We start from the raw sequence: 17,775 nt of genomic DNA, 5'->3' as shown, positions 1-17,775 counted from the left end.
GAGATCTGCCGGATACGCGCAGCACGTCGCGACCGCGAGCGGCATCCCATTAAAAAGATGTAAGAGACAGAGGAGATCCGGTATGGACAACCGGTCGGCAGGAGGTGTGATGAAAGCTGCCAATGCAGCTGCAGACACGTCGAGCGTGGTGTTGCCCTGGTACAGGGAAATTTCATGGCCACAGTGGCGCGTGCTTATCGCCGCATGGGGTGTGTGGGTCATGGACGCCGTCGATTTTCTCGCGATCACGTTCGTGCTGAACGACATCGCGAAGCATTTCAGCGTGCCGTTGACCACAGCGTCGCTGCTGCTGTTCGCAACGTATGGCGTGCGCTGGATCGGCGGCTTGATGTTCGGCAGTCTCAGCGATCGCATCGGCCGCAAGATCCCGCTCGTGATTACGCTCGCGTGGTTCACGGTGGGCGCGGTGTTGACCGGGCTCTCATGGAGCTTCGCATCGCTCGCCGTGTTCCGTCTGCTGCTCGGCTTCGGCATGGCGCCCGGCTTCTCGCTCGGCGCGACGATGGTGGCCGAGTCGTGGCCGGAGCGGCACCGTGCCATTGGCATCGGCATTCTCGATACAGGCTGGGGTCTTGGCGCGATCGGCGCGGCGATCGCCTACGATCTCGTCTATCCGCATTTCGGATGGCGCGGCATGTTCTTCGTCGGCGTCATCCCGGCGATATTGCTTGGTGTCTTCATCCTGCTGTGCGTGCCCGAATCGCAGGCTTTCAGGGAAGGCGTACGGACGATACGCACACCGCTGCGCGAGAACCCTGCCGTTGTGCTGTTCCGGCGCTATCCTCGCCGCGTCGGTTACCTCACGCTGCTCATGCTGGTCCTGTGCTTCGGTTCGTGGCCTTTTCAAGGGCTATTCCCAACCTACCTGAAGTCGTTGTCGTTCGAACCGCTCACAATCACGTGGCTCACGATGACCTCGGCGGTGGGGCAGGTCTTTGGCTTCTTCGCGTCCGGATTTATCGCGGAGCGCCTCGGGCGACGCGCGGGCATCAGCGCGATGCTCTGTGTCGGTGCGCTATGCGTCGTCGCGCTCGTGTACAGCGTGAACCACATTCTGCTCGCCGAATGCTTTGCGTTTCTGAGCGGCTTCTTCCTCGTCGGATCGTCGGGCATCTGGGGAACGATATTGACAGAGAACCTGCCTCGCGATGTGCGTGCTTCCGGCGTGGGCTTTCTGTACAACATTGGTGTGGTAGGCGGGGGCATTGCACCGTACATCGTGCTGTCGACCGTCAAGGCCGCGAATATGACGATCGCGCTGGGTATCGCCGTCTTCACCATCGGCGCGGCTTTGGCCGCCATTGTGATTCTCAGGTCGGTGCGCGAAACGAAGGGCATGCAACTAAGCGAAATCGACGCGGGCGGTCACTAGCCTCGCCGCCCGACCCGTTGCGGTACCTCGCGCATTGCGCCCGGATCGAAACGAAACATCAGGCGCAAAGTGCGCCTGATGTCGTCGATAGGCGCATTGTTTGCGCCTCGTTCGAGTGTGAGTCGCCTACGACTGTCCGGACACCTGCTCGCGCCACCGGTAAGCCTGCTGCCATCCAAGCAAGCGCTTGAGCTTTTCATTACTCAGCAAGGTCTCGAATTCACCGAGCGGTTTCCTGACCGGCACATTCGGGTAGTAAGTCTTCAGCAATTCGGCGACCGGGCGGTCGGAGGAGACGTCGTCTGCGGCCACGTTCATCACCGTGAAGCCCAGGCCATCCTTTTCGATGCCGAGACGGCAGGCCGTTGCCAGGTCGCGGCCGTCGATATAGCTCCATGCAATGCGCTTTCTCAAGGCGGGGTCCTTCAGCCATGTCGGGAATTTCTGGTAGTCCACGGGATCGAGCACATTGCCGATGCGCAAGCAGTAAATGTCCGCGCCCGTGCGCGCATGAAACGCCTTTGCTGTCACTTCATTGATGACTTTCGACGTGGCGTAGCTGTCCATCGGGTCGACGGGATAGTCTTCGTCAAGCGGAAAGTAGACCGGGTCGCGATGCCGGTGCGCGAACACCACGCCGTAGGTCGTCTCGCTCGAAGCCACGACAACTTTCTTTATGCCGAGCTTCGCAGCCGCGTCCAGCACGTTGTAGGTGCCCATCACATTGATGCGGAACACCTCGTTATCGGTGGTGACGAGAATGCGCGGAATGGCGGCGAAATGCACGACGGCGTCAATCGGCTTCGGCTCGATGTCGTCGTCGAATTCCCTGGCCGTCGTAGTGGATGCAAACGCATTGAACACCTGTCCCGCATCGGTGATGTCGGTGATCAGGGTCCGCGCCGTGCCTTTGGCCATTGGCACGCGGTCCACATTGAGCACTTCGTAGCCGTGCGCCACCAGATCTTCGACGACCCATTTGCCGGCAAGTCCGCTGCCGCCCGTCACTATCACTCGCTTCGTCATGCCTTGTCTCCTTTGCAGTTTCATAAAGCCACCCGGCTGCGATGCGCCGCTGGTGACACCACGCGCATCGTAACGCGGCGCGCCGCGCGAATGCTGTGACGCGCGTCATAGGCAGGCGGGCGTTCATCACGCTACCTGCAGACAATCTACGGGTCAACCCCGATACGGATCTATGACGAGCGTCACAGATTTCCGCACGCCGGGGCTCCTATGATCTGTTCCGAGCCTGCAAAGGAGGAGCGATCGGTGACTGCAATATCGTCGAAGAAGGAACCCCAGTCCGGGCCGACGCGTGCCGCGGAATGGATCAAGGCGTGCTTGCGCATACGCGAGCTGAACGTGCTCTCGGTGCTGCTGCTGGTGGGACTGCTGATCAGCATTTTCTCCCCGTACTTCCTCACGACCAACAACCTGATGGGCGTGTTCCGCTCGTTCTCGTTGATCGCGCTCATGTCGATCGGCATGATGCTCGTGATCATCACGGGCGGCATCGACCTCTCGGTCGGATCGGTCATGGGCTTGTCGTCGCTCATTACCGCGCTCGCCTTCCAGCACGGTTACAACGCGCCGCTGGCCATTGGCGCGGGGCTCGGCGTAGGAATCGCCGTCGGCGCATTCAATGGTTTCATGATCACGTGGATACAGCTGCCGCCTTTCATCGCGACGCTTGGCACGCTCTCGATCGGGCGCGGCCTCATGTACATCATTACTAAAGGCGTGCCCGTCACGCCCGACGTACCCGACAGCTTCACCTTCATCGGCCAGGGCTACATTGGATTCGTGCCTTTTCCGGTCGTCATTCTTCTGGCCATGACGGCGGTCTTCTCCGTCGTCATGCGACAGACGCGCTTTGGCCGTTACGTGTATGCGACGGGCGGCAATGAAGTGGCCGCGCGCTTGTCCGGCGTGCGCACCGCGCGCGTGAAATTCACGGTCTATGTGCTATCTGGACTGATTGCATCGATGGCAGGCGTCATTGCGTTCTCGCGCTTCGTGTCGGCCGAGCCGGCTTCTGGCTTCGGAGCGGAACTCGATGTCATCGCGGCGGCGGCCATCGGCGGCGCAAGTCTGTCAGGCGGGGCGGGCAGCGTGGAGGGCGCGATCATCGGCGCGGCCCTCGCGGGAATCATCACGAATGGCGTCGTGCTGCTCAACATCGATACCTATGCGCAGCAGGCCATTACCGGCTGCGTGATTCTCATTGCCGTCAGCATCGACATCTGGCGCGTGCGTCGCAAGGAACGCTAAGAACACTGAATGCCGCAAACATAACATCAGGAGACATGTATGAAACTCACGCAACGATTCACCGCGAGCACCCTGGTCGCACTTGCCGCCTCAGTTTGCGCAACGGCTCATGCCAAAGACGCAAAAGATATTTCCGTCGCCGTTATTCCCAAAGTCGCGGTGCCGTTCTTCGACGATTGCAACAAGGGGGCAAAAACGGCGGCCGACAAAGCCGGTGTGAAGTATCAATGGGTGGTGCCGCAAAACACGCAAGGTTCGACCCAGGTACAGATCATCGAAGACCTGATTTCGAGGCATGTCGACGGCATTGCGATATCGGTGAACGAGCCGAAGTCGGTCGAGAGCGTGATGAAGCGCGCAGCGCAAAGCGGCATCAAGGTGCTGACGTATGACTCGGATTCGCCGCGGAGCGGCCGTTCCATGTATATCGGCACGAACAACGAACAGGCGGGCGCGACCATGGCGGAGACGATGGGCAAGGCGCTCAATGGGCAGGGCGAAGTGGCGATCATTACGGGCCAACTGGGCGCGGTTAATCTGAACGAACGTATTGCCGGCATCAAGAAAGGGCTGGCGAAATATCCCGGCATCAAGATTGTCGAGACGCAAGGTACCGACGACGATCTGGCGCGCGGCGTCTCCGTGGTCGAAACCACGCTGCGTGCTCATCCCGAACTCAAAGGCATTTTCGGCGTGAGCCAGGTGGGTGGGCCGGCGGTCGCGAAGGTGCTCAACACGAAGGAATTCGGTGCGATGAAGGGCAAGCTCGAAGTGCTTGCCTTCGACGATCTTCCCGACACGCTCAAAGGGCTCAAGGATGGCTATATTCAGGGCATCATGGTTCAGCGTCCGGTGACGATGGGCTCGCTTGCTGTCGAGCACCTTGTCGCACAGATCCAGGGCCAGGATGCGCAGCCAAAGGACATCGACACCGGCGTGACCGTCGTCACGAAAGACAACATGACCAGCTATACGAAGTGATGAGCCACGTGACAGGCGTGCCCTTCCTGGAGATGCGTAACATCTCCAGAACCTTTCCTGGCGTCAAGGCGCTCGATCGCGTGAATCTGGAAATACGCGCGGGCGAAGTGCTCGCGCTTGCCGGAGAGAATGGTGCGGGCAAAAGCACGTTGATGAAGATTCTCACTGGTATCTATGCGCCCGACGCCGGCGGCACCATTCTCATCGAAGGGCGGGAAGTTGCGCTCGCCGACCGCCATCATGCTCGCGCGCTTGGCGTGAACATCATTTATCAGGAGCTTGCGGTTGTCGGCAATCTCACTGTCGGCGAGAACATTTTTCTCGCGAGAGAACCGCGCACACGGCTCGGACTGATCGACCGGCCGCGCATGTATCGTGAGGCGCGCGAGGTGCTTGCCACCATCGACATGGATATCGATCCCGCTACGCGCGTGAGCGAATTGAGCGTCGGCCAGCAGCAGATGATCGAGATTGCCAAGGCTCTCTGTGCGCGGTCCAAGGCCATCATCATGGACGAGCCGACAGCATCGCTCAGTCATCATGAAACGAGCATATTGCTGACCATCGTCAAGCGCTTGCGTGAACGAAACATTGCGGTGGTTTATATCTCGCATCGGCTCGAAGAGATTTTCGAACTGGCGGATCGCGTGACCGTGCTGCGCGACGGCCGCACGGTCGGCACGGCGCCTATTGCCGAAATGACGCGCGAGACACTCGTGCGCATGATGGTCGCTCGCGAGTTGAGCGAACTCTACGGCGAGCCGGATTCTCATGCGAGCCGCGATCCCGTGCTCGAAGTGCAGGCGCTGTCGCTCAAGCCGGTCAGAAAGGCGGAGCCCCGTCTCCGCGATATCAGCTTTACGCTGCATCGTGGCGAAGTGCTCGGGATCGCCGGGCTCGTCGGTTCGGGCCGCACCGAAATGATGGAAATGATCTTCGGGATGCGTGCGTGCACGGGATCGGTCAAGGTGGAAGGCAAGCCGGTGGCGATCCGCAATCCGCACGATGCAATCAGGGCGGGCATAGGCTTCGTTACCGAAGACCGCAAGGCCCAGGGGCTCGTGCTCGGCATGAGCGTGCGCGAGAATTTCAGCCTGACTCATCTGGAGCGCTATTCGCCGTTGCAGTTCGTGCAGCATGCGCGAGAACGCGAGAGCTGTCAGCGTTTCGTGCGGATGCTGGGCATCAAAACGCCGGGCGTCGAGCAGAAGGTCGTCAACCTGAGCGGCGGCAATCAGCAGAAGATCGTGATCGCCAAGTGGGTCGCGCGCAGCCCGAAAGTGCTTATCGTCGATGAACCTACGCGCGGCATCGATGTGGGCGCGAAGGCGGAGGTGCATGCGCTCATTGCGAGGCTCGCGGCAGAGGGCATTGGCGTGATCGTCATCTCTTCCGATCTTCTCGAAGTGCTCGCTGTAAGCGATCGCATCTTGACCGTGCGTGAAGGACGCATTAGTGGGCAATTGAGCAGGGCGGAAGCGTCGCAGGAAAAAGTGATGGCGCTCGCCACCGCTTGACAAACCATCAAACGAAGTAATGGATACGAACATGACCACGATCGTCGTTATACATACCGGCCCAGTCACGGTCGACCCACTCAAGGCGCAATTCGCCGAGCAGTTCGCCGATGCGCGTATCGTCAATATCGTCGATGACAGCCTGCTCGCCGATGTGCGTTCGGCGGGACGCCTGACGCCGGAAGTGACGCGCCGTCTATACAGTTATATGGCGAACGCCGAGGCTCTCGGCGCGGACATCATTCTCAATGCGTGCTCGTCGGTGGGCGAGGCGACCGATCTCCTGCGCAGCATGATCCGCACGCCAATCGTTAAGGTAGACGAAGCGATGGCCGAGGAGGCCTGCGCGCTTGGACCGCGGATCGGCGTAGTCGCGACTGTGTCCACGACGCTGGAGCCCACGGTGCGTCTCATCCGCAGAAAAGCCGCCGAGCGCCGCATTGAGATACAGGTCACGGAATGCATCGCGCAAGGTGCATTCGAAGCGCTGCTTGCGGGCCAGGCCGCGAAGCACGACGACATCCTCAAGCGCACGATTATCGAGCTCGCTGAACAGGTGGATGTGATCGTGCTCGCGCAAGTCTCGATGGCACGCCTCGTGCCCTCGCTCGGTTCGCTCTCAGTGCCGGTACTGTCGAGTCCCCAAAGCGGCGTAGCTTCGGTCAAGCGCGCATTAGCGGCACTCTGAACACATGTGGAGCGGGGTTCGCGGGCAGCGCCGCAAAGGCCGGCGCTTTCGTGATGTACCGCGTAATGAAGGCCGGTGTCAGCACGATCTTGCGCTCGTGCATGTCGACGAAGCCTTCGGCCTTGAGGTCGCTAAAGTGCCGGTTGACGGATTCGCGCGACGTGCCGATGAATTCCGCGAGCTTGTCCTGCGCAATGGGCAAGTCGATGAGAATGGTATCGCCGTGCTCCGGATGTTCGAGGGGCGTGCCCACTTGCCCGGAAAACATGACGAGTATGTTGACGAGCCGCTTTCTCACGTCGTGTAACGAGAGATTCTCAATTAATTGCTGCGCTTCCTGCCAGCGTAGATAGTGGTTGCGCAGCACGAACTGATTGATCACGTCATAGCGCGCAAGCAGTTCCTTGAAATCCGCCTTGCGGATATAGCAGACCATGCTCGGCGTAAGCGCCTGCGCATGATGGGAGTAGCTCTCCTCATTGAGCACATCGCCATCGCCGAAAATCATGCCGGCCTTGACGAAGGCAAGTGTGATTTCCTGACCGTCCTCGGTGAGGCGATAAAGCCTTACGCTGCCGCTCTTGAGCAGATACACATGCTCGCTCGATTCATCCGGCCGATAGATGACGGCGTTCTTGCGTAGCGAGCGATGGTCGCTAAAGGCGGGCATGACCTCGTCGAGGCAATGACATTGGATCAAAGAGAGCAATTCGCTCTTGCCGACAAACCACATTGTCGTCTCCTTAAAGTTGCCTTGCGAACTTTGGCGCCTTCTCAGGCGTTTGTAATAGAGCTGCCTTGGTGCGATTCATTCTACACATGGAGCCTGGAAACGCGCTCGAGACAACGCGTCAGACACTTTAGCGAGGGCTTGCTGCAACACACCGCTTTGGCGCAACGCAGCGTGTCGCAAAGCCAACGTCGACAGGGTTGCCGGCACTGGCTTGTTGCGCGAGCGACGCGCCAGGATAGCCGTGAGTCGCACGCGGCGCGACACGAAACCAAGGGAAATTCCCTAGAAAAACATCAGATGTCTGATGTATATTTGGTGCAGTAACGAGCGAGAGAGCAACATGCGCCTAAGCGTAGAGCGATCGATGAGCGACAAGATCCAGGAGTCGCTGTTGACCATGATTCGTGAGCGCAAGCTCAAGCCCGGTGACCAGATTCCCACGGAGCTGGAGCTCTGCGAGCTGCTGGGGGTCGGCCGTTCGAGTTTGCGCGAGGCGGTGGCGCAGATGATCTCGCACGGGCTGCTCTCCCGCGTGCAGGGACGTGGTACCTTCATCAGACAAATTTCGCTCAAGCTGCAAGGCGGCCTGGATGATCTGATGTCTGTGACCGACATGATAAGGAGCGTCGGCGCGGTGCCGTCCACGAGCCGTATTCAGATGGACAGCATTGCGGCGTCGGAGAGTCTTGCCGAGAAGCTTGGGATCGCGCCCGGCGAAACTTGCATCCGCATCGAACGGGTGAGGCGTGCCGACGATGCAATTGCCGCTTACTGCATAGACACGATCCCGAAGACGCTTCTAGATGAAGCTCAAGGTGAATTAGGCGAATCGCTCTTTGGCATGTTCGCGCGCACAGGCCGGCGCTTGTCGCATACGCACACGTCGATACAGCCGACCATCCTCACGCCTCGGGATCTGCCGGAATTGGGCGATGGCTTCGGCATGTTTCTCCTGCTGGACGAAGTGGATTTCGATCAGAGCGGCGAGCCGCTTTGCTATAGCAACGACTACTACAACACGAGCATCTTCAAGTTCGATCTGGTGCGCAAGCGTCGCTAAAGACGTCTTTAGTTCGCTGGGCGCCGGAAGCAACATCGGAGGAGGCACCGATGGAGTTTGAAGCCTTTACCGCAGGTGAGCTGGCAGCGTATCTCGGCGCCATTCCCAAGGTGCGCGCGCTGCTCGGTGAGCCGGACGATCTGGACGTCGCCGAAGTGGGCGACGGCAATCTGAATTACGTGTACTTCGTAACGAATGCTAAGGCGCCGCAGCGCAGCGTCGTGGTCAAACAGGCGCCGCCTTTTCTGCGGCTCGTCGGCAAGGCGTGGCCTCTGTCGTGCCAGCGCATGGAGCACGAAGTCGCGGCCTTGCGCCGCTTCGGCGCGCTCTGTCCGCAGCATGTGCCGAAGGTGTATCACGCCGACAGCAAGCGTTTCCTGATGGTCATGCAAAGGCTTGCCTCGCATTGCATCCTGCGGCAAGGCCTCATTAACGGCATTACCTATCCGAAGCTCGCTGCGCATCTGTCCACTTATCTTGCACATACGCTTTTCTACGGCTCGGATCTCTTTCTTGCGCCGGACATCAAGAAGCAGGCCGTGAGCGCAGCCGTCAATGTCGAGTTGTGCAGGATTACCGAAGATCTCGTATTCACTTTTCCCTTCGAAGACCATCCTTCCAATGTCTATAGCCCGGCACTGCCGCTTTCCGTACTCGAACGCCTGAGAACGAACGAAGCATTGCGTATTGCCGCAGGCGACATGAAATGGGCATTCATGAATCGTGCGGAGACCTTGCTGCATGGCGATCTGCATACCGGCTCCATCATGGTCAATGAGGAAGAGACGTTTGTCATCGATCCTGAGTTCGCTTTTTACGGGCCGATGAGCTTCGACATCGGCGCCTTGCTGGCCAATCTGCTGCTGGCTTATTTTTCGCGCGACTGGCATGGCCGTGTGGATGGGCGCGACCCAGCGGCTTACGAGGAATGGCTGCTCGCGCAGGCGATCGGTATATGGAATGGCTTCAGCGAGCAGTTCATCGCACTCTGGCGCGATCACGAAAGCCGCAGCGAGCGCCGCTTCATCGGCGGGCAGACCGAGTCGCGCGCGGCCGAAGGCTATCGCGCGCATTTCATGCGCCGCCTGCTTGCGGATACCCTCGGCTTTGCGGGCTGCAAGATGATTCGCCGCATCGTGGGCATGGCGAAGGTCGCCGAAATCACGCGCATACCGGATGCGCAGGCGCGGGCGCTGATCGAAGTGCGTTGTCTGCGTTGCGCGGAAGCCTTGCTCGTGGAACGCGACACGCTGACCGACATCGAGCAGGTCGCCATGCTTGCGCGCGATATCCGGCGCGAGACGCTGACACACGTTTAACCGCACACGGAGCTTTCATGGTTGCGCAGTCCCTGTTCCCCGCGCTGGCCCCTACGATCGAATGGCGCGACGGCAATCTTCTGCTGCTCGATCAGACCCGCCTGCCGCATGAGATCGTGGTGGAGCATGTCGCCGATGCAGCCGCCGTATGGCAGGCCATTCACGAATTGCGCGTGCGTGGCGCGCCCGCTATTGGCGTGGCAGCGGCGTATGGATTATGCGTCGCCGTTCAGGATGCGCGTGCATTGCCGCTCGGCGAATTCCGGGCGGAACTCGAAAGGCGGGCGCGCTGGCTCAATACGGCGCGTCCCACTGCTGTGAATCTAAGCTGGAGCCTCAGACGCATGCTGGAACGCGCGCACACTTGCAGCGCGAGCGATTCGACTGCGCTTTACGAGGCGCTCGTCGAAGAGGCCCGCCAGATTCATGCGGAAGACCAGACGCTGTGCGAAGGCATCGGCCGCCATGGCATGCCGCTCATCAAACCGGGCGGCGGCGTGCTCACACATTGCAATGCTGGCGCGCTTGCGACCACTGGCCTGGGCACCGCCACCGCGCCGATTTATGCAGCGCATCGCGAGGGCATAACGTTCAAGGTATTCGCGGACGAAACGCGGCCGCTGCTGCAAGGCGCGCGTCTTACTGCATTCGAATTGCAGCAGGCCGGCGTCGACGTGACACTGATCATGGACAGCGCAGCCGCTTCGATCATGTCGCAAGGGCTCGTCGACGTGGTGATCGTCGGCACCGATCGCGTGGCGGCCAATGGGGACTTCGCCAACAAGATCGGCACGCTCGGGCTTGCCATTGCAGCGAAGCATTACGGCATACCGTTCTACGTGGCATGCCCGTCGTCGACACTCGACTTTCGCACGCCGACCGGCGCGCAGATCGAGATCGAGGAGCGGTGCGACGAAGAGGTCACGCATTTCGCGGGGCAGCGCACGGCGCCGCACGGCATCAAGGCCCGCAATCCCGCATTCGATGTAACGCCGCACGAACTCGTCACGGCCTTCATCACCGAACGTGGCATCGCGAATGCGCCGTTCGAACGATCGCTCGGGAACTTCTTTCCGGCGGCGGGGAACGCGGCATGAGCGCGGCGCAGGAACGCGCGCTGCGCCGGGGAATCGTCGAGACCGCGCTCGAGATGGAGCGGCTCGGCATCAATCAGGGCACCTCCGGGAACGTCAGCGCGCGCCTGGGCGATGGTTTTCTGATCACGCCGAGCGGCGTGCCCGCGCGCGAGCTGCGCGAAGAAAGCATCGTGTGGCTATCGCTCGACGTGGACGACGACGCCGAGGTGCTGCGCTTGAAGCGCCCGTCGTCTGAATGGCGCATTCATCGCGACATTCTTCGTGCGCGGCACGAGATGCATGCGGTCGTGCATACGCATTCAACCGCGGCCACTGCTATGGCAATACATGGACGCGACATTCCGGCGCTGCATTACATGGTTGCGGCAGCGGGCGGCGATTCGATTCGCTGCGCGCCCTATGCGCTCTTTGGCACACAGTTGCTCTCGGATCATGCGCTCAAGGCGTTGCAGGACCGGCGTGCGTGCCTGCTTGCGCATCACGGCGTCGTCGCGCTGGGTGACGATCTCGCGCGCGCCGTGTGGCTCGCGCACGAAGTGGAAGTGCTGGCACGGCAATACCTGCTCGCGTGTCAGCTGGGTCCGCCGCCGCTTTTGTCGGATGTGCAGATGGATGAGGTGCTGGAAAGGTTCAAGACTTATGGCAGGCCCAGGCAAGCAGGGCGTTAGCGCGCTTGCTTCAAGGGAAATTATCGTTGGCATCGCAGTGAATAAATCCTACAACGGAGACAGCTATGGCCTGGAGTTCAGCAAGATTCGACGGATGGGACGTATTGGGTAAGCCGACCTGTGCGGTGCTGCTGTGTGCGGCAGCCGCGCTTGCCGGTTGTTCCAAAAGCGACAACAGCTCGACCAGCACCAGTTCGGGCCAGGCCGCGAGCGCGCCGGCCAGCGCGCCCGTGGCCAACGCGTCGGGCGGCAAGACAAAAGTTGGATTCTCGGTTTCTACGCTCAATAACGCATTCTTCGTCGGCCTTAAGGCGGGGGTGGAGAAGGGCGCTAAAGAGCAGGGCTTCGATCTCGTGCAAACCAATGCGAATGGCGACGCGCAACAGCAGGTGAACGACGCGATCAATCTTTTGAGCCAGGGCGTCACAGCGCTCGTGCTCAATCCGATCGATTCCAAGGCCATTATTCCCGCCGTCGAAAAAGCCAATTCGATGAACATTCCAGTGTTCACGCTGGATCGCGGTTCGGACGGCGGCAAGGTCACGTCTTTCGTTGCGTCGGATAACGTCGCGCTAGGGCAGACGGCGGCCAAATGGATCGCCGACCAGTTGACGAAGCGCTACGGCTCCGCGAAAGGCAACGTGGTCGATCTGATCGGGCTCGTAGGCACGACGGCCGCCACCGATCGCGAGAAAGGCTTCAGCGACGAAATTGCCAAATATCCCGACATCAAGGTGGTCGCTCGTCAGGAAGGCGCGTTCGATCAGGAAAAGTCCCTCAACGCGATGACCAATATCCTGCAGAAGTATCCCCAGATCGACGCGGTCTTCGGCGCAAACGACGACAACACAGTCGGCGCGGAAAAAGCTATCGACAATGCGGGCCGCTACAAGCCGCTCGGCGACAAGCAGCACATTCTTGTCATCGGTGCGGACGGCACGGCGCAGGCGCTGTCGGCGATTCGCGCGGGCAAGCAGGACGCGACCATCTCGCAGAACCCGATTCAGATGGCGGCCAAGTCGTTGCAATTCGTCGCCGACTACAGCGCGAAGAAAGAGGTGCCGGCGAACTATGCCTGGCCGACTCTGCTAATCGACAAGTCGAATATCGACTCGGACGCGACGAAGAAATACGGGCTGTGGTCCGAGGAAGTCAAACAGTAAGACAAGCCGCGGGCTGCGTTGCATCGGATAGCGCGCAGCCTGCAAACGGAATGAGGCGACATGACAGTGCAAGCCGAAGAACGGGAGCACGCGCCCGTTGATACACCCGTGCCGCTGCTGCGCATGCATGGCATCGTCAAAAGTTTTCCGGGCGTGAAGGCCTTGCGCGGCGTGAGCCTCGAATTGCGGGCGGGGCATGTGATGGCGATCGTCGGCGAGAACGGCGCAGGCAAGTCGTCACTCGTCAAAACGCTGTCGGGCGCCTACGAGCCCGACGAAGGCACGATCGAAATCGACGGAGTGCCGCTTGCGCGCGGCACCCATGCGGCCATCGACGCCGGCGTCGCCGTCATCTATCAGGAACTCTCGCTCATCAACGACATGACGGTGGCGGAGAATCTGTTCCTCGGCCGCATGCCGGCGCGCAAGGGTTTCCTCATGCAGCGCGAAGCCAATCAGCTCGCACGCGAGGCGCTTGCGCGTGTGGGCCTCGACAATGTGCCGCCGTGGATGCGCCTCGGCGATCTGCCGCTCAACAAGCGCCAACTGGTCGAAGTGGCGAAAGCAATTGCGCGCGATGCGCGCATCCTCGTAATGGATGAGCCGACTGCGGCGCTGCAAAGTCAGGACATCGTCAATCTGTATTCCGTGGTGCGCAGGCTGCGTGCTGCGGGCATGGGCATCATCTTCATTTCGCATCATCTGGAGGAAGTGTTCGAACTGGCCGATTCGGCGGTCGTGATGCGCGATGGTGCCACTGTCGGTGCGCGTCCCATGTCGCAATGGACCGAAGCCGAACTCGTGCAGGCGATGGTCGCGCGCAATCTGGAATCGTTCTACCCGTGGGAGCCGCGCGATTACGGCGATGTCGTGCTCGAAGTCCGTAATCTCGTCAGCGCGCCGCTGCTGCGCAATGCGAGCTTCAAGGTGCGGGCGGGGGAGATTGTCGGTATCGCGGGAATTGCGGGCGCGGGGCGCACGGAACTGCTCAAGACGATCTTCGGCGCACTGCCCGCGACGGGTGGCGAGATACTCGTCAAAGGCAGGAAGATCGCGAATCATTCGCCGACCGAAGGCGTGCGTCACGGCCTCGTGTATACGTCAGAGGATCGCAAGCTCGAGGGGCTCGTGCTCGATGCCAGCATCGAAGAAAACATCGCACTGTCCAGTCTCAAAGCGCTGGCACGCGGCGGATTCGTTAGCCATGCCAGGAAGCGCAAGCTGGCGCAAGATGCCAGCACGCGTTTCGGCGTGCGTTCGTCATCGGTCTTGCAGGTCACGCGGACACTGTCGGGCGGCAACCAGCAAAAGGTGATTCTCGGGCGCGCCACCGCAACCGCACCCGTCGTGATCATGCTCGACGAGCCGACCCGCGGCATAGACGTAGGGGCGAAGACGGAAATCTACGCGCATATGGTGTCCATGGCGCGGGCGGGTGGGGCGGTCGTCATGGTGAGTTCGGAATTGCCGGAACTGCTCGGCATGTCGGATCGCGTGCTCGTGATGTATCGCGGCAGCATCGTGACGGAGATCCCGCGCGACAAGGCGCATTCCGAAGCTGTCATTCAATGGGCTACAACAGGAGCAGGCGCATGACCTCCACGGCAGCCAACCGCGCGGATACGGAGGCGCTGTCGCGCCGCGTGATCCGCCAATTGAGGAGCGGGATCGGCCCACTGTTCGCCGCGCTCGTCATCATTTGTATTGCGTTGTCGATTGCATCGCCCGAGTTTCTGACGACCAGTACGCTGACGAACATCATGGTGCAGGTGTCGGTGGTCGGCATCGCGGCGGTGGGCGGAACCTTCGTCATCATTACGTCGGGGATCGATCTTTCGGTCGGTTCGCTCGTCGCGTTGACGGGCATGGTCGCCGCGACTGTGATGGCTGGGTCGAGTCCAGGAGCCATCGGCCTCGGGATGGCGGGGCTTTGCGTGGCGCTCGCGGTAGGTGCAGCGGCAGGCGCATTGAACGGTCTCGCCGTTGCGTGGCTGCGTCTCGTGCCCTTCATCGTCACACTGGCGATGATGGCCATGGCGCGCGGCTTGACCCTCGCCATTTCGGATGGCCGCACCAAGTTCGATTTCCCGAATACCTTCACGGCGTTCGGCGCGAAAACGGTCGCGGGCTTGCCCATGCCGATGATAGTCATGCTCGTGATCTTCGCCATAGGTCACGTGTTGTTGCGCAAGACCACGTTCGGCCATCAGGTGTTCGCGGTGGGAGGCAATCAGGAAGCAGCGCGTCTCGCGGGTATCCCGGTGCATCGCGTCGTGTTCCTCACTTACATGCTGGCCGGTGTGACGGCCGCAATCGCCGGAATCGTGCTTGCGGGGCGGCTCAATTCCGCGTTGCCTTCCGCGGCCAACGGGCTGGAGTTGCAGGTGATCGCCGCTATCGTCATTGGCGGGACGTCGCTTGCCGGAGGACGCGGGTCGATCGTGGGAACGTTTATCGGCGTCGTGCTCATCGGCGTGATCAATGTGGGATTGTCGCTGCTCGGCGTCAATCCCTTCTGGACGCAGTTCATACAGGGCGGGGTCATATTCGCGGCTGTCCTGCTGGATGCGCTCAGTCAGCGACGCAAGCAGTAAGCGTCTTTTTGCATTCTGTGAAAGCACCCCGAACCGGAGGAGCACGACATGAAAAAAATCATCAATGAACCCGATGTCTTTGTCGATGAGATCATCGAAGGCCTGCTGATCGCCCATCCGGCGTGGATCAAAAGCGCAACGGCTGACAAGCGGGCGCTGGTACGCAAGGACGCGCCGAAAGAAGGGCGCGTCGGCATCGTGACGGGTGGCGGCTCAGGTCATCTGCCCGGCTTTCTCGGCTACGTGGGGGAGGGTTTGTGCAGCGGCGTCGCAGTGGGCAACGTTTTTTCATCGCCGTCGGCTGAGCAGATACTGGAAGCGACGAAGGCTGTGAATGGGGGCGCCGGTGTGCTCTACGTGTATGGGAACTACGGCGGCGACGTGCTGAACTTCGATCTCGCGGCCGACCTGGCGGAGCCGGAAGGCATCCAGATCCGGACGGTCGTGCTGACCGACGACGTAGCCTCCGCGCCCAAGGAGCGCGCCGCCGACCGGCGCGGCGTCGCCGGTATGTTGTTCGCCTTCAAATGCGCGGGCGCAGCAGCGGAGCGCGGCGATTCGCTGGAGGACGTGGCGCGTGTCTGCGGCAAGGCAAACGCCAATTGCCGCACCATGGGCGTCGGCTTGTCGCCGACCATCCTGCCCGCCGCCGGCAAGCCCACCTTCACGCTACCCGAAGGCGAGATGGAGATCGGCATCGGTATTCATGGCGAGCCCGGCACCCATCGCGGCAAGCTCGAATCCGCGGATGCAATTGCTGAACGCATCACGCGCCAGATTCTCGACGATCTCGATGCAGAGAAAGGCTCACGTGTCGCCTTACTCGTCAACGGGCTCGGCGCGACGCCGTTGGAAGAGCTCTATCTGCTCTATCGACGTTCGGCGCAACTTGTCGCGGATCGCGGGTTGAAGGTGGCGCGCTCGTATGTCGGCGAATATGTGACGAGTCTCGAGATGGCGGGCGCATCCATCACTGTGATGCTGCTCGACGACGAACTTCAGGCGCTGCTCGAAGCACCGGCAAAGTCGCCGTTCTTCCGCGACGGCACGGCATCCTGAAGAGGCATGCGATGACTGTATCCAACAACGAACTGCGCGAGCTTCTGACGCGCGCACTGAATGCGCTTCCCGCTCACGCCGACGAACTGCGTGAGCTCGACGCCGCCCTGGGCGATGGCGATCTCGGCATCACGGTTCGGGCGGGATCGGCTGCGGTCGTGAAGGCGCTTGCCGCATTGCCCGACGACGCATCGCTCAGCGATGTGCTGCTGGCCGCCGGCAAGGCGTTCTCGACCGCGAATCCGTCGACGTTCGCGGCGCTCGTGGGCGGCGGTCTGCTTGCGGCTGCCAGGGCGGTTACCGGCGCACAAGGGGTCGGGCACGCCGAAGCCCTGGCGATTGGGCGCGCGGTGGCGGGTCGCATCGTCGAACGCGGCAAGAGTCAGCTCGGCGACAAGACGGTGCTCGATGCGCTGCTGCCGAGCCTCGATACGCTGGAGGCATCGCAAGGCAGCGCCGTCGTGCTGCTCGATGCGATGATCGCCACGGCGCAGGAGGGTGTCACTGCGACGGCTGCGATCCAATCTCGAAAGGGCCGTGCTGCGTGGGTGCAGGAACGAAGCATCGGCCATGCGGACCCCGGAGCAACGGCATACGTGCGTTTTTTGGAGGCGCTGCGCGGCGCGTTTGGTGCATAGCGGGATTCGGCATGCGGGCTCAATGTTTGGTGTTGCAAGAGAAGACGCTGGCCTTGTCGGTGTACGGCGCCACCGGCTTGCCATGCTGTTTAGGGTACGCGCGCATCGCCTCGAAGTAGGTGAAGGTCGATTCGGTCGCCGTTAAATGCAGTGCCGTCAGCCGGCCTGTTGCATCGTTGATGAACACCAGCAGCGTGCAGGCCGGTGCGCGGTCCTCGAACCAGCGGTGATCGCTGCCGTCGATCTGGACCAGTTCACCCAGGCAGGCGCGGCGGATTCTCGACTGGTGAAGCTTCGGCGGACGCTGCTTGCGCGGAATCCACAGGCCTGCATCGCGCATCCAGCGTCGCATGGTTTCCTTCGCCAGCACCACGCCATGGCATTCGGCCAGCTTCTCGCACGCCAGCATGGCATCAGCAGCAAAACACGACATTTCTAAATGGCTAGAACACGACATTTCTATAAAGCTACTACACACGATGTCGAGGCCAGATTGAAATGTCGCAGGGCTGGCTAAATACAGATGTCGTAGTCTTGATGTCAGGTTTGAGTCTGTCTTTAACGGTTTGAATCCACGTAGTGTCGAAGGAC

Annotated in this window: 16 protein-coding genes and 1 pseudogene; 14 read left to right on the top strand and 3 right to left on the bottom strand. The window is 61.0% G+C overall.

Annotated features, from left to right (window positions below; genetic code table 11):
* The first annotated feature begins 109 nt into the window (after positions 1-109).
* Positions 110-1,393 carry an MFS transporter gene (locus JMY24_RS22010; RefSeq protein WP_201702899.1) on the top strand — a complete coding sequence of 428 codons (1,284 nt, stop codon included), beginning with the start codon at positions 110-112 and terminating at the stop codon, positions 1,391-1,393.
* A gap of 126 nt (positions 1,394-1,519) precedes the next feature.
* Here JMY24_RS22010 and JMY24_RS22005 read toward each other — a convergent pair whose 3' ends face one another.
* On the bottom strand, positions 1,520-2,419 hold the full coding sequence (locus JMY24_RS22005; protein ID WP_128598437.1) for an NAD-dependent epimerase/dehydratase family protein: 900 nt from the start codon (positions 2,417-2,419) through the stop codon (positions 1,520-1,522).
* 246 nt (positions 2,420-2,665) lie between these two features.
* Here JMY24_RS22005 and JMY24_RS22000 point away from each other — a divergent pair, with 246 nt between their 5' ends.
* From JMY24_RS22000 to JMY24_RS21985, 4 genes are read left to right on the top strand one after another with little or no spacing between them, the layout of a single operon-like run.
* Positions 2,666-3,667: an ABC transporter permease gene (locus JMY24_RS22000; RefSeq protein ID WP_128598436.1), complete on the top strand. Its 1,002-nt coding sequence runs from the start codon at positions 2,666-2,668 to the stop codon at positions 3,665-3,667.
* A gap of 39 nt (positions 3,668-3,706) precedes the next feature.
* Positions 3,707-4,648 (top strand): sugar-binding protein, encoded by a 942-nt coding sequence (locus tag JMY24_RS21995; protein WP_128598435.1) that lies wholly within the window; start codon positions 3,707-3,709, stop codon positions 4,646-4,648.
* Positions 4,648-6,165, top strand: coding sequence for a sugar ABC transporter ATP-binding protein (locus JMY24_RS21990; RefSeq protein WP_128598434.1), 1,518 nt, complete (start codon positions 4,648-4,650; stop codon positions 6,163-6,165). The genes JMY24_RS21995 and JMY24_RS21990 overlap by 1 nt, the downstream gene beginning before the upstream one ends.
* Before the next feature lie 31 nt (positions 6,166-6,196).
* The gene (locus tag JMY24_RS21985; RefSeq protein ID WP_128598433.1) at positions 6,197-6,853 is read left to right on the top strand and encodes an aspartate/glutamate racemase family protein; all 657 of its coding nucleotides are present in this window, start codon (positions 6,197-6,199) and stop codon (positions 6,851-6,853) included.
* Here JMY24_RS21985 and JMY24_RS21980 read toward each other — a convergent pair.
* Positions 6,828-7,586: a Crp/Fnr family transcriptional regulator gene (locus JMY24_RS21980; protein WP_128598432.1), complete on the bottom strand. Its 759-nt coding sequence runs from the start codon at positions 7,584-7,586 to the stop codon at positions 6,828-6,830. The genes JMY24_RS21985 and JMY24_RS21980 overlap by 26 nt on opposite strands.
* A 364-nt stretch (positions 7,587-7,950) precedes the next feature.
* Here JMY24_RS21980 and JMY24_RS21975 point away from each other — a divergent pair, with 364 nt between their 5' ends.
* The 9 genes from JMY24_RS21975 to JMY24_RS21935 all read left to right on the top strand — a co-directional run bounded on the left by JMY24_RS21975 (position 7,951) and on the right by JMY24_RS21935 (position 17,184).
* Positions 7,951-8,646: a GntR family transcriptional regulator gene (locus tag JMY24_RS21975; RefSeq protein ID WP_236597472.1), complete on the top strand. Its 696-nt coding sequence runs from the start codon at positions 7,951-7,953 to the stop codon at positions 8,644-8,646.
* 50 nt (positions 8,647-8,696) lie between these two features.
* Positions 8,697-9,965, top strand: coding sequence for an S-methyl-5-thioribose kinase (gene mtnK / locus JMY24_RS21970; RefSeq protein ID WP_128587229.1), 1,269 nt, complete (start codon positions 8,697-8,699; stop codon positions 9,963-9,965).
* Between the two features lie 17 nt (positions 9,966-9,982).
* Positions 9,983-11,062, top strand: a complete 1,080-nt coding sequence (mtnA, locus tag JMY24_RS21965; protein ID WP_128598431.1) for an S-methyl-5-thioribose-1-phosphate isomerase — start codon at positions 9,983-9,985, stop codon at positions 11,060-11,062.
* Positions 11,059-11,730, top strand: a complete 672-nt coding sequence (locus JMY24_RS21960; RefSeq protein WP_128598430.1) for a class II aldolase/adducin family protein — start codon at positions 11,059-11,061, stop codon at positions 11,728-11,730. The genes mtnA and JMY24_RS21960 overlap by 4 nt, the downstream gene beginning before the upstream one ends.
* 65 nt (positions 11,731-11,795) lie before the next feature.
* Complete coding sequence (locus tag JMY24_RS21955) at positions 11,796-12,893, top strand: sugar ABC transporter substrate-binding protein (protein ID WP_128598429.1); 1,098 nt, start codon at positions 11,796-11,798, stop codon at positions 12,891-12,893.
* Positions 12,894-12,953: 60 nt separating this feature from the next.
* Complete coding sequence (locus tag JMY24_RS21950; RefSeq protein WP_128598428.1) at positions 12,954-14,489, top strand: sugar ABC transporter ATP-binding protein; 1,536 nt, start codon at positions 12,954-12,956, stop codon at positions 14,487-14,489.
* Complete coding sequence (locus JMY24_RS21945; RefSeq protein WP_128591625.1) at positions 14,486-15,487, top strand: ABC transporter permease; 1,002 nt, start codon at positions 14,486-14,488, stop codon at positions 15,485-15,487. Before JMY24_RS21950 ends, JMY24_RS21945 begins: the two co-directional genes overlap by 4 nt.
* A gap of 48 nt (positions 15,488-15,535) precedes the next feature.
* The gene (locus tag JMY24_RS21940) at positions 15,536-16,546 is read left to right on the top strand and encodes a dihydroxyacetone kinase subunit DhaK (protein WP_201702891.1); all 1,011 of its coding nucleotides are present in this window, start codon (positions 15,536-15,538) and stop codon (positions 16,544-16,546) included.
* An 11-nt stretch (positions 16,547-16,557) separates the two neighbouring features.
* Positions 16,558-17,184, top strand: a complete 627-nt coding sequence (locus JMY24_RS21935; protein WP_201702889.1) for a DAK2 domain-containing protein — start codon at positions 16,558-16,560, stop codon at positions 17,182-17,184.
* Between the two features lie 40 nt (positions 17,185-17,224).
* Here the strand turns inward: JMY24_RS21935 and JMY24_RS21930 are convergent.
* Positions 17,225-17,590, bottom strand: a pseudogene (locus JMY24_RS21930) (ISNCY family transposase); the annotation flags it as partial.
* Positions 17,591-17,775 lie beyond the last annotated feature (185 nt).

This window comes from Paraburkholderia kirstenboschensis (genome assembly GCF_904848585.1).
GTDB classification, from domain to species: Bacteria; Pseudomonadota; Gammaproteobacteria; order Burkholderiales; family Burkholderiaceae; genus Paraburkholderia; species Paraburkholderia kirstenboschensis.
The sequence above is the reverse complement of the archived record's forward strand: the minus strand, read 5'-3'. Positions and strand labels throughout refer to the sequence as shown.

Coding starts and splice junctions, on each gene's coding strand:
- JMY24_RS22010 (WP_201702899.1), top strand. CDS start 110: ATGAAAGCTGCCAATGCAGCTGCAGACACGTCGAGCGTGGTGTTGCCC.
- JMY24_RS22005 (WP_128598437.1), bottom strand. CDS start 2,419: ATGACGAAGCGAGTGATAGTGACGGGCGGCAGCGGACTTGCCGGCAAA.
- JMY24_RS21995 (WP_128598435.1), top strand. CDS start 3,707: ATGAAACTCACGCAACGATTCACCGCGAGCACCCTGGTCGCACTTGCC.
- JMY24_RS21990 (WP_128598434.1), top strand. CDS start 4,648: ATGAGCCACGTGACAGGCGTGCCCTTCCTGGAGATGCGTAACATCTCC.
- JMY24_RS21985 (WP_128598433.1), top strand. CDS start 6,197: ATGACCACGATCGTCGTTATACATACCGGCCCAGTCACGGTCGACCCA.
- JMY24_RS21980 (WP_128598432.1), bottom strand. CDS start 7,586: ATGTGGTTTGTCGGCAAGAGCGAATTGCTCTCTTTGATCCAATGTCAT.
- JMY24_RS21975 (WP_236597472.1), top strand. CDS start 7,951: ATGAGCGACAAGATCCAGGAGTCGCTGTTGACCATGATTCGTGAGCGC.
- mtnK (WP_128587229.1), top strand. CDS start 8,697: ATGGAGTTTGAAGCCTTTACCGCAGGTGAGCTGGCAGCGTATCTCGGC.
- mtnA (WP_128598431.1), top strand. CDS start 9,983: ATGGTTGCGCAGTCCCTGTTCCCCGCGCTGGCCCCTACGATCGAATGG.
- JMY24_RS21960 (WP_128598430.1), top strand. CDS start 11,059: ATGAGCGCGGCGCAGGAACGCGCGCTGCGCCGGGGAATCGTCGAGACC.
- JMY24_RS21955 (WP_128598429.1), top strand. CDS start 11,796: ATGGCCTGGAGTTCAGCAAGATTCGACGGATGGGACGTATTGGGTAAG.
- JMY24_RS21950 (WP_128598428.1), top strand. CDS start 12,954: ATGACAGTGCAAGCCGAAGAACGGGAGCACGCGCCCGTTGATACACCC.
- JMY24_RS21945 (WP_128591625.1), top strand. CDS start 14,486: ATGACCTCCACGGCAGCCAACCGCGCGGATACGGAGGCGCTGTCGCGC.
- JMY24_RS21940 (WP_201702891.1), top strand. CDS start 15,536: ATGAAAAAAATCATCAATGAACCCGATGTCTTTGTCGATGAGATCATC.
- JMY24_RS21935 (WP_201702889.1), top strand. CDS start 16,558: ATGACTGTATCCAACAACGAACTGCGCGAGCTTCTGACGCGCGCACTG.